We start from the raw sequence: 11,858 nt of genomic DNA on the forward strand, positions 1-11,858 counted from the left end.
TTTTACCTCGCAGTTAAAGTGTATATCCAGCAATATGATTTTATTGTACTAAAAAGCGGACACTAAAGAGATTTCTGAACTTTTTTGAATCAGGTGGTCAGTTATGAAAAATTATATATTCCAAAAAAAAATTTTCGAACGTTTTCATTTTCTTCTATCTTTCAGCAGCCAAAATAAAAGGCCTAGGAAATCCAGGCCTTCCATGAAATGATTTGATGCAAAACATAAACTGTTCAAATATAACAATTTTCACAGTTGTGAACAGTCACATATATCATATCAATATCTCAATTACGCTTTATTCTTTTCAGCCTGTTCTTCAGCATAAGCCTGATTATCAAGCAGCTTGAAGAAAGGATAAAAGATAACACATTGCACAATGATTGCGACAACAATAGCGATCAAGAAACAAATGCCACCTCTTAAGAAAGCTGCAATAAGAGATGGAATTACCCACGCTACAGATACAGCAGGTTTGAAGTTCATACTGTTAATGAATCCAGTTCTTACACTGATCCATGCAACAAGAGCACCTGATAAAGGAGCAAGAATTGTTGGAATCAACATAATAGGGTTATACATAATTGGTACACCAAATACAAGTGGTTCATTAATATTGAAAAAAAGCAACTCATATGAGTTACTTATGATTTCTTGGGCCAGTCTAAGATTTGATCCCCTTTGACTAAAAATGCTCTTTTTGCTTCCAATGCAAGTGGTGTGTCTGATAAGGAATCTGAATAGAATTCATCAATTTCTGCATTTGGAAACATCTGATAGAATCTTTTTACCTTTTCTTCACCATGGCAGTTTAAGCCTGTATGCTTACCTGTCTTTGGATCCACAACGGTTGCCATCACATGTTTGATGCCAAGTTTCCTGCAGAATCGTTTGATTGTAAATTCAGGCGAAGCAGAAATCACAACATCATCTTCTTTCTGCTGTTTCAGATAGAATTCTTTCACATGATCCATATGAGAATCCACAAATGCATCTGTTGTACCATCCATATCTTTTACAAATACAAACATATGATATAGATTTTCTTTAAATGTCAGCTTATCTACAACATGCAATCCATAGCCAATCGCATACACAAGTGTTCTTGGTATGGATAATAATGTCTTTGGTCGATTTCGAAACAGCCAAAGAACAAAGTTCGCTGTAGAATCCTGTCGATAAATTGTATTGTCCCAATCGTAAACATTCATGGTAAAATCACACTCCCATTCTTTGGATCTCTTGTCAAAAGATCCGTATATAACCCTGCTGGATGATCAATAAAGGATGAAACATGGCCCAGCACACATGTTATCACTAATGTTAATTCAAGGATCCACTGACCAATCACAGTCCATTCAAACTGTTTATAGATCCAGTAGAAAATCATAATATCTGTAAATGGATTAAAGATAATTTCAAATGCATGTGCGTACATTGCAAGTCCTGTAATACGAGACAGCATTCCCATACATAACGGATTGACAAAGAAGACAACCATTCCTAGAAAAATCATACGCATCATCTTTTCTTCTGGTTTACTGGCACGTGACAAGAATACAAATACACCTGCCCATCTGAAAATATTCAATGCATTGTCCAAAATGCTGCCACTCATAAATAGACATGTAGAAATAGCACTGTTAGAAAAGAAATGAATATATTCAGAATATGGCACTGCATACTGTACTGTAAAGTATCTCAAGAAAAATGTTCCAATCAAGAACACCAGTGGAATCGTCACATAGAAAATCTTAACAGAATGATCAATCAATACATCTTCTACGCGAATCATTTTAATATATACAGAACGTTTCAGTCTTGCACAATAGAACAAAATCAGCACGACACTCAAGATAACTGCAGAAACCAGCGAATACTTTGTCAGCCAGGCAATGCAGTAAATAAATACAGGAATCAAGAACGTTGTAATATCAAACAAAGAACGAATCTTTTTTGTATTAAACAAATACACAGCACATAAATATACAAGTTCAAAGCCAATCATCAAGAATCCATTATGCGAAAACATTCCCGCAAACACAACGAATGGAAAAATATATTTTACATTTTCTACTCCACTCTTGATCCATTGATAAAGTGTACACAAAGCTAAAGCTATGAAGAAGATTCTCCAGTTTCCACCATGATATGCACCGGCAATCTCCCAGGAATAAAACTGTGAATAAAAGATAGAAGAAACAATCAATGTAAAGCGGAACCATGGATTTCCAATTTCAAAGCTGTCAATCATGTTCAAACACAGCATTGCAGACATCATCGTCGCAAATAACGCTAATGTTAGTGCACCCTTTTCAAAGTTTCCCTCAAACAGCCAAATCGCAAAACTCCCAAACATTTCATAGCCTTGCAGACGATTATTTTCAAGCATGATGGATTGTGAATTCATATTATTTGCCATCAGCAGCAATTCTCTATCATTCCCAACTGCCAGATTTGTTTTACAAATATAGAACAAACCAAACATCATACTTCCAGCCAGCAATACATAAATAATCCGCCCACGAACAATTGAAGAAGCAATTCCTTTCAGATTCGAAAGTACGCAGACAATCGCAAAAATCAAAACAAGAAATGTACTTCCTTTGATCCATCCAAATGGTCCTCCTAGACAAAGTCTAGGCAAATACAAGATCTCCAATAGAGAAAATAAGATTGCTGCACCAATAGGTGAAGCAAATCCACTTCTTTTAATATGGAATATTTTTAAAAAACTATGTCCCGCACCTTCTGCAAGCAGCACAAAGATACAAGCAATTACAAATGGCATCATTTTAACAACCTCACCGTACTATTATACTTCATATTTGTGCGTTGCCAAAATATCATACAGTTTCTTAACATGTTCTTAATGATTATTAAGGATTTGCCGCACAATCTTTTTCTTTGCTTTTTCGAAATATCTTCTTGCAACATTTTAGAAAGAAGATATACTAATTGCATAAACGGTGAAGAGAAGTAGTACTGAAAGGATGCTTGCACAGAGAGATATCGTCTGGTGAAAGATATTGAAGCGAGTTTCAGGAACGTGTCTTGGAGTTATTCAGTCGAAGATTGCTGAGGCTGAATCGTAAACTTGCGTTAAGAGTTAGAGGTGTCATCTGTAAAGGTACAGATGGAAATTTGGTGGTACCGCGTTTATATAACGTCCAATTTTTTTGATTGGACGTTTTTTTGATGAAAAGAAAACGACGACGAATTCACTGATTGAATTTACGAATGCATAAATAGAAAGAAGAGGAAAAAAACATGAAAAAATTAATGACAACAGTTTTAGCAACAACATTACTAACACTTACTGGATGTTCTTCATCCACATCTGCAAATAGTTCCACAACTGCAGATAATGGTAACGCAACAGTCATCACTGTTGGTATCTCCCCTGACTATGCTCCATATGAATCAGAAAATACAAATGGAGATATCATTGGATTTGATCCAGACATGTGTGCTTTGTTTGAACAGTACCTAACAGACCAGGAAGGCACACCTTACAAAATTGAATTAAAAAAGATGGACTTTGATAACATCGTTACACAGCTGCAAGGTGATCAGATTGACTTAGGTATCTCAGGCTTCACATATGCTGAAGATAGAAAAGTAGAATGGTCTGAACCTTATCTTGGTTCTTCTCAGGTAGCAGTATTGCCAAAAGGATCTTCTATTGCATCTTTAGATGATTTAAAAGGAAAGAAGATTGCCGTACAGACAGGTTCTACTGGTGAAGAAGCAGCAAAAGAAATTGAAGGTGCTGATGTTACTGGATTAAAGAATGCACAGGATATTATGAATGCACTAAGTGCAAATCAGTACGACGCTGCAGTTGTTGATCTGGGCGTTGCGAAAAACTATGTTTCTAACGGAACATTCACAATGCTTGATGACAGCCTTGTAGATGAACAGAACTATGTCATCGCAAAACTCGGAAATACAGAAATTATTGATAAGATCAATAAATGCATCGAAACACTTTTAGCAAGTGATGAATATCAGACACTCTGTGATAAGTATGGTCTAACACCACTTGAAACAAAATAAGGAGTGAGGGAAAGTATAAATATGTTTGTCGCATTTCAAGAAGTCTTTACTTTAGCCAATATTCTGTATCTAGCCAAAGGAGCGTTGTTGTCGATAGGCATCGCAGCACTTTCCCTTTTATTTGGCTTGATCCTTGGAACACTTGGCGCTACAGGAAAAAGAAGTAAACATGCATTGCCAAGAGATATTGCCAATGTATATGTCACGATTATTCGTGGTACACCATTGTTATTACAGATTTTGATCATCTTCTCTGTCATTCCTTCTATGTATACAGCGATTACAGGAAAGATTCTAAGAATTGATCCATTACTTATTGGCGTACTTGCCATGAGTATTAACTCAGGTGCCTACCAGACAGAATTGATTCGTTCAGGTGTCAACGCTGTAGACAAAGGTCAGTGGGAAGCCTGCGAAACACTTGGATTATCCAACTGGAAAACATTAAAGCTTGTCATTCTTCCACAGGCGTTCAAGCGTATCGTACCACCACTCATTTCTGAATTTATTACACTGATTAAAGATAGTTCATTGATCAGCTGTATTGGTGCAGTAGAACTGTTAAAGGGGGCACAGATCATCGGTGCACAATATTTCGATGTCATGTCGCCTTACATGTTAGCCGCAATTTTCTATCTTGTGATGACATGTGTTGTATCTATGATTGGAATGAAAGTTGAAAAGAGGTTATCTGTCAGTGATTAAAGTTGAAAATGTATGTAAGAATTTTAATAAGACACATGCTTTACATAACGTGTCATTAGAGGTAAACCAGGGAGATATCATCTCACTGATCGGACCTAGCGGTTCAGGAAAAAGTACACTGTTAAGATGCATCCATGGTCTAGAAACAATTGATTCTGGAAAAATCTATCTCGATGGAGAACTCATGGATCGTAATAACGAAAAGAAGTTTAGAGAACAAAGAAATAAAATGGGATTTGTTTTCCAGCACTTTAACTTATTTCCAAATATGACAGTTCTTGAAAACTGCAAGCTTGCACAAGTAGAAGTACTTCATAAATCTGATGCAGAAGCAGAAACAGTTGCATTAGAATATCTTGATAAAGTTGGCTTGAAAGAAAAAAGAGACAGCTACCCTAACAACCTCTCTGGCGGTCAGAAGCAGAGAGTCGCAATTGCTAGAGCACTATGCATGTCTCCAGATATCATGCTGTTTGATGAACCGACAAGTGCATTAGATCCAGAAATGATCAAAGAAGTACTGGATGTAATGAAAGATCTTGGAAAACAAGGCATGACAATGGTCGTTGTCACACACGAAATGGGCTTTGCGAGAAAAGTAGGAACAAGAGTTGTATTTTTGGATCAGGGTGAAATTATTGAAGAAAATACTGCTGAAGAATTCTTCTCTAATCCACAGTCTGATCGTGCAAAAGATTTCTTATCTAAAGTATTCTATGACTGAAGAAACTTGTATATGCAGGTTTCTTTTTTGCATATAAAAAGCTGTGTTGACTTATTACAAGTTAGCACAGCTTATTTTTTAGCTTAAATGATGATTTCCACTGCATCCTTGATGATCACAAGAACAATCATGTTCTTCACACGCGTGATCATGATGAGAACACTGTGCATTTGGATCATATTCCAATGAACCATTTAAATACTGTTCAACAGCTGCATCAGCATCTCCACTGACACCACCAAACAACGTAATATTCATTGAACGCAATGCATTCTGTGCACCCATACCAATACCGCCACAGATGAGAACATTCACACCTTCAATCATAAGAAACATCGCCAATGCACCATGTCCCTGTCCGTTTGTATCTACAATTCTTGAAGATACTACTTTGTTATCTTGAATATCATAAACTTTAAACTGTTGTGTATGACCAAAGTGCTGGAAGATCTGACCATCTTCATATGTTACCGCAATTTTCATTTCATTCTTCTCCTATACCCAGACAGTATTGTAACACAAAAGGAAGCCTGTTTTAGACTTCCCATGTTTTTTAATATTGAGGCATTGCAGGGGCAGCTGCTTCCTTGGCAGGAATATCTGCAACTGCAGCTTCTGTTGTAATGAATAAGCCAGAAATACTTGCGGCATTCAATAAAGCAGAACGTGTTACCTTTGTAGGATCAATAATACCCTTGGCAAACATATCGACCCATTCACCATTCTTAGCATTGAAGCCAATGTTTTCTTCCTGCATTAACTGTTTTTCTAGAATTTCATTTCCATCATAGCCAGCATTTTCAGCAATCTGCATGATAGGATACTTCAAAGCATCTAGAACAACATTAATACCTCTTTGTACATCAATTGTTTCATCCTTTAATGTATCCTTGACAGCCTTTAAAGCAGTAATCAATGCAAGACCACCACCAGTCACAACACCTTCACTGACTGCAGCCTTAGTAGCATTCAAAGCATCTTCAATTCTTAGCTTCTTGTCTTTCAGTTCTGTTTCAGTTGTAGCACCAACCTTGATCAAAGCGACACCATTTGTAAGCTTGCCAAGTCTTTCCTGAAGCTTCTTCTTATCGTAATCACTCTTTGTGTTTTCGATTTCTTTCTTGATTCCTTCAACTCTTTCAGCAACAACACCAGCATCACCATTGCCATCAATGATTGTTGTCTTATCCTTGCCAACGATAACCTTCTTAGCAGAACCAAGATCTTCAACCTTCATATCCTGTAAGTTCATGTTGAGATCCTTTGCATAGAAGTTTGCACCTGTCATAGCAGCAATATCAGCTAACTGGTTCTTAGCATTGTCACCAAATCCAGGAGCCTTTGTCGCAACAACATTGAATGTTCCACGCAGCTTGTTGATGATCAAAGTAGACATCACTTCATTATCAAAGTCATCCGCAATAATCATCAAAGCCTTGTTAGACTTTACAACTTCTTCAAGAACTGGAAGAATTTCCTGAATTGTATTGACCTTCTGATCTGTTACCATGATCAATGGATTTTCAAGTGTGACTTCATTCTTATCATGGTCTGTTACCATATAAGGAGAAACATAACCCTTGTCATACTGCATACCTTCTGTCATTTCTAATGAAGTTTCAAAAGATCTGGATTCATCAACATTGATAACACCGTCATTGCCAACCTTTTCCATAGCTTCAGCAATGATAGAACCAATTTCTTCACTGCCGCTGGAAATTGTAGCAATATTCTTTACATCATCATTTGTTGTAACCTGATGACTTTCTTCAAGAAGCTTTTCAGCAACCGCATGTGCTGCCTTTTCAATACCTTCTCTCATCAATACTGGGTTTGCACCCTTATCTACTGCCTTCAGACCACTTGTAATCATAGCCTGTGTCAGGATTGTAGCTGTTGTTGTACCATCACCAGCAAGTTCATTTGTATTATTTGCGGCTTCATATACAAGCTTTGCACCCATATTTTCAAACTTGTCTTCAAGTTCAATTTCCTTAGCAATTGTTACGCCATCATTTGTGATAACTGGAGAACCATAGCTCTTTTCAAGAACAACGTTTCTTCCTTTTGGACCTAATGTAACCTTTACCGCATCAGCGAGCTTATTGACACCATCGAGCATTCCATCTCTAGCGTCTTTTGCATATCTAATTTCCTTAGCCATAAATCATTACCTTCTTTCTTATTCAACAACTGCGAGAATATCTTCAGCCTTGATAATGAGATATTCCTTGCCAGCATCTTTTACTTCTGTTCCAGAATACTTTTTGTAGATAACATGCTGAGAAACCTGTAAATTAATTGGTGTAATTTCACCCTTGTCATTTGTTTTACCTGGACCAACAGCGACTACAATACCGTGACTTGGTTCATCTTTTGCTTCTTTTGTTGTAAGAATGATTCCACTTTGTGTTTTTTCTTCTTCTTTTACTTTTTCTAATACTACGTAATCATGTAATGGTTTTAACATACAATTACCTCCATTTTTTCTTAGCACTCACTCATTAGGATTGCTAACAATAGTTATTATAGTCACAAATAGCACTGAGTCAAGATGAGTGCTAAAATAATTTTAATAATTTCAAACATTTTACAAATCCTCATTCATACCATATCCGTGCTAGAATAAATACATGAAAAATTTAAGTTTAGAATATTTCAATGATGCAGCATTATTACCAGTTGCATTATTATGTTTTCTTTTCAGCACTGTTATCTGGATTTGTTTTTACTTCATCAAAGAAAACAAAACACAAAAAGAAACAAACAAAGAAGTTCCCGTCCTATCGTTTGTTCATTCAACAAAAACATATCCATCTTACAGAAAAAAAGATATTCGTAATACTATATGGATTACAGGAATTTACGCAATCATTTCTTTCTACCAGCTTGGCTCTCTGACATTTCCAATAACAACATGGCAACCATCCAAAACAGGACAGGATATTGTCTTCGAGCTAAAAACAGATACAAACTTTGATGCAATCTATACAATCTATGGTGAAGGAGATAACAACTCCAATCCAGATACATATCAATTAGGCACAGAAGGCATACAAATCTATGGATCCAATGATCATCATTCATGGGATCTTATCACAACATTGAAAAAAGGATCTATTTATCAGTATCAGATCATTGAAGGAAACTGGAAATATAAATATGTATGGCTGAAAAGTACAAACAAAAATAACTCTTTAACAGAAATTGGTCTAAGAAGTACTTCACATACATCCTTTGTTCCATTGAGCATTGAAATGGATGGGCAAAAAGACAGCCAATATCCTGCTACTTTATTAATTGATGAACAGGATAAGCTTGTATTACATCCAACATATTATGATCAGTCTTACTTTGATGAAATCTATCATCCAAGAAATGCATGGGAAATTGCCAATGGACAAGACATGTACGCTACTGTTCATCCACTGTTTGGCACAAATACGATGGCATTATTTATTAAACTGTTTGGAATGTCTCCATTTGTATGGAGACTTCCTGGTGCTTTGTTTGGGGTATTTATGATTCCACTCATGTATGGCATTGCTAGAAGATTATTTCATAAAACATCCATTGCAACAATTGCATCGATTCTATTAGCGTTTGATTTCATGCATTTAACAACTTCAAGAATTGGAACACTGGAACCATTCAGCATCTTCTGGATTATGGTGATGTTCTATTACATGATTCGTTACATTCAGATGAGCTGGTATGATACAACATTCTTCAAACAGTTGAAATACTTAGCACTCTGTGGAATCACAATGGGAATTGCGATCGCCACAAAATGGACTGCATGCTATTCTGCAGTTGGCTTAGCCATTCTATTATTCTCATATTTCTTCATTCAATATTCAGATTATCAGAAAGCAAAAAAACATTTAAAGAATGCACATCTTGTACCAAGTGAAGAAACATTCGCTGCACATATTACAGAAGTGTTTCCAAAACGCTTTGCAATCACAATTGGATTATGTTTTATTTTCTTTATCTTTATTCCAATCATCATTTACGCAATTTCATATATTCCTGATCGTGTATGGAAAAACGATGGATGGTCTTTCATGAATGTATGGAAACAGTGTGAATACATGTTTCAATATCATTCTTCATTAAATGCAACACATCCATATTCCAGTACATGGAAGCAATGGCTTTTAGATCTTAGACCAATCTGGTACTACAACGGATATGATGCCAATAACAGTCAGCATACGATTTCCTGCTTCTCTAATCCACTGATGACGTGGCTGTCACTAGGAGCAATCGTATTTACAGTATTGGATGGAATTCGTACAAAAAAACTATCCTCATTTGTCATTGCCATTGGATATATCACAGCATTAGCCCCTTGGATGATCATTACACGCTGTGTATTTGCATACCACTTCTACCCAACGTCAATCTTTGCGATATTATCGATTGCTTATTTATTTTCATACTTATGGGAATATGGCATTGTGGGAAAAAGTGTCGTTTGTTTCTATATTGTTATGTATATTTTATTGTTTGTTGTGTTCTTGCCGGCAACTGCTGGTTTTGCCACAACAAATACATATATTAAATCACTAGAATGGTTCAGCACATGGTACTTTGGTTAAAGAAGAAATGGAAAGATATTGTATTTGCATGTTTAATTACATGCCTTTTCCTTCTGCCATACATCACAAAAGATTTTCTAGGCATTGAACACGATACATTCTTTCATGTATCTAGAATTGAACAATTATCAAAAGCAATACAGCATGGTCAATTCTTTCCTGCTCTCTATCCCTATGAAAATCATCACTATGGATATGCTTCCCCTCTTTTCTATTCGGATGTATTCCTTATCATTCCTGCACTACTGCATCTTTATGGTGCATCATTAGCATTTTCTTATCAATTGACTGTTGGTATTGCCTCTTTTCTTTCTGCATATGCAATGATTCAATTAGCAATGCACATCACAAACAATCGAGGCATCAGCTATATCGCTTCCTGTGCATATTTATTCTCTAATTACCGAATTACAGATGTTTATGTCAGAGGTGCACTTGGAGAAATCTTTGCCTTTGCTTTTCTTCCCTATATGTTATTAGGCATCTATCAGATTATTTATAAAAATGGTTCGTGGATCACATTGACCATTTCATTAACTTTCTTAGCGTTATCACATAACCTGACATTTCTAATGGCAAGTATTCTATGTGCAATTCTATGTATCATTTCTATACCACGATTAAACAAAGAGAAATACATACATATCTTTCTCTCTGTATTCTTTGCCTTTCTATTATCATTCTTTTTTACAATTCCAATGATTGAACAGCTACGTTCTCAAAAATTCATTGTGGACTATTACGGAAGCAATTCTAACCTTGTCGCAAATGCAATGGATACATGGCAATATTTTGTGAACAAGACAATCTTCGGCTATAGTGGAAATACGTTAGAACACGCAAAAACAATGACTGTCAATGTCGGATGGTTTTTAACATTTATTCCACTGACATATATATTCACAAAGAAAAAGAATCCATTTGTATCAACAATGTTGATTCTTGGCTATATTTGCCTATTATTACCATCCACTTTCCTTCCATGGGACATTCTGCCATTACAGATCATGCAGTTTCCATGGCGTTTTAACACGTTAACCGTACTTCTATTATCCATTCCTGCATCAATTGGCATCTATTCCCTATGGAATAAAAAATACGTATCGTATATCATCATCACAATCTTATCCATCGAATGTATCTATCATATTATTCCATGTTACTCACGTACATTTGGAATAACATCTGAAACAACATGGCAAGACATCCTCGATGGAAAGTTATGTGATCCTTGTTACAGTGCATACTATGTACGTGTAGAGCTTGCTGGCGGAGATTATCTGCCACTCAATTCTCCAGATTTCCGTCTTCGTACAACAAGTATCAAAGATTCATCTGGAAATGATTTAAAACTTCTCTATGCAACAGACTATGACACTCTCACATTCAATACTTCAACATTAGAAAAAGATACAACTCTTGTACTTCCAAAAACATGGTACAAAGGCTATACCATATATGAAGTTCATGGAAAGCAAAAAACAAAAGTGGATTGTTATGCAAACTATGAATCCATGGTTACATTCAAAGCAAAGAAAAATAAAACATATATTCTAACCTATGAAAATACGCCGATTCGAAACATTAGTTTTATCATCAGTGGAATCAGTCTTATCATTTTGTTATTCTTAAGTAAAAAAGTGAAGTAATCAAACCAATGTCATTAAGTTAAGGCATTGAACCAATTGAATCTCTAAAGTGCACTGCGCATTAACTTGCGTAGTGCTTTTTTTCTTCAATGAAATATTTTTCTCAGATATGAACAA

Annotated in this window: 11 protein-coding genes and 1 other annotated feature; of the genes, 5 read left to right on the forward strand and 6 right to left on the reverse strand. The window is 35.9% G+C overall.

Translation table 11 applies throughout. The features are described from left to right. Window positions 1–291: 291 nt before the first annotated feature. From ACTND6_RS09620 to ACTND6_RS09630, 3 genes are all read right to left on the reverse strand, one after another. The gene (locus ACTND6_RS09620) at window positions 292–582 is read right to left on the reverse strand and encodes a hypothetical protein (protein WP_441023881.1); all 291 of its coding nucleotides are present in this window, start codon (window positions 580–582) and stop codon (window positions 292–294) included. 62 nt (window positions 583–644) lie between these two features. Further along, the gene (locus ACTND6_RS09625) at window positions 645–1,211 is read right to left on the reverse strand and encodes a haloacid dehalogenase-like hydrolase (protein ID WP_441023880.1); all 567 of its coding nucleotides are present in this window, start codon (window positions 1,209–1,211) and stop codon (window positions 645–647) included. Further along, entirely contained in the window at window positions 1,208–2,794 is a 1,587-nt protein-coding gene (locus tag ACTND6_RS09630) for a hypothetical protein (protein WP_441023879.1), read from the reverse strand. Before ACTND6_RS09630 ends, ACTND6_RS09625 begins: the two co-directional genes overlap by 4 nt. A 166-nt stretch (window positions 2,795–2,960) precedes the next feature. Then, window positions 2,961–3,177, forward strand: a binding site (T-box leader). Between the two features lie 93 nt (window positions 3,178–3,270). Here ACTND6_RS09630 and ACTND6_RS09635 point away from each other — a divergent pair. The 3 genes from ACTND6_RS09635 to ACTND6_RS09645 are packed head-to-tail and all read left to right on the forward strand — an operon-like array spanning window position 3,271 to window position 5,488. Next, window positions 3,271–4,059, forward strand: coding sequence for a transporter substrate-binding domain-containing protein (locus ACTND6_RS09635; protein ID WP_441023878.1), 789 nt, complete (start codon window positions 3,271–3,273; stop codon window positions 4,057–4,059). 21 nt (window positions 4,060–4,080) lie between these two features. Further along, complete coding sequence (locus tag ACTND6_RS09640) at window positions 4,081–4,764, forward strand: amino acid ABC transporter permease (RefSeq protein ID WP_441023877.1); 684 nt, start codon at window positions 4,081–4,083, stop codon at window positions 4,762–4,764. Continuing rightward, entirely contained in the window at window positions 4,757–5,488 is a 732-nt protein-coding gene (locus tag ACTND6_RS09645) for an amino acid ABC transporter ATP-binding protein (RefSeq protein ID WP_441023876.1), read from the forward strand. Before ACTND6_RS09640 ends, ACTND6_RS09645 begins: the two co-directional genes overlap by 8 nt. Before the next feature lie 78 nt (window positions 5,489–5,566). Here the strand turns inward: ACTND6_RS09645 and ACTND6_RS09650 are convergent, their stop codons facing one another. From ACTND6_RS09650 to ACTND6_RS09660, 3 genes are all read right to left on the reverse strand, one after another. Beyond that, a complete protein-coding gene (locus ACTND6_RS09650) occupies window positions 5,567–5,971 on the reverse strand; it encodes a NifB/NifX family molybdenum-iron cluster-binding protein (RefSeq protein ID WP_178176386.1) in 405 nt (134 codons plus the stop codon). A 70-nt stretch (window positions 5,972–6,041) separates the two neighbouring features. Beyond that, entirely contained in the window at window positions 6,042–7,652 is a 1,611-nt protein-coding gene (gene groL, locus ACTND6_RS09655; protein WP_441023875.1) for a chaperonin GroEL, read from the reverse strand. A gap of 18 nt (window positions 7,653–7,670) precedes the next feature. Beyond that, window positions 7,671–7,958 (reverse strand): co-chaperone GroES, encoded by a 288-nt coding sequence (locus tag ACTND6_RS09660; RefSeq protein ID WP_441023874.1) that lies wholly within the window; start codon window positions 7,956–7,958, stop codon window positions 7,671–7,673. 163 nt (window positions 7,959–8,121) lie between these two features. On the opposite strand from ACTND6_RS09660, the gene ACTND6_RS09665 reads away from it, so the two are divergent. Then, window positions 8,122–10,092 (forward strand): glycosyltransferase family 39 protein, encoded by a 1,971-nt coding sequence (locus ACTND6_RS09665; protein WP_441023873.1) that lies wholly within the window; start codon window positions 8,122–8,124, stop codon window positions 10,090–10,092. Further along, window positions 10,077–11,741, forward strand: coding sequence for a 6-pyruvoyl-tetrahydropterin synthase-related protein (locus tag ACTND6_RS09670; RefSeq protein ID WP_441023872.1), 1,665 nt, complete (start codon window positions 10,077–10,079; stop codon window positions 11,739–11,741). The genes ACTND6_RS09665 and ACTND6_RS09670 overlap by 16 nt, the downstream gene beginning before the upstream one ends. The last annotated feature ends 117 nt before the right edge of the window (window positions 11,742–11,858 follow it).

This window comes from Bulleidia sp. HCP3S3_C9, from assembly GCF_052064035.1.
GTDB lineage: Bacteria > Bacillota_I > Bacilli_A > Erysipelotrichales > Erysipelotrichaceae > Bulleidia.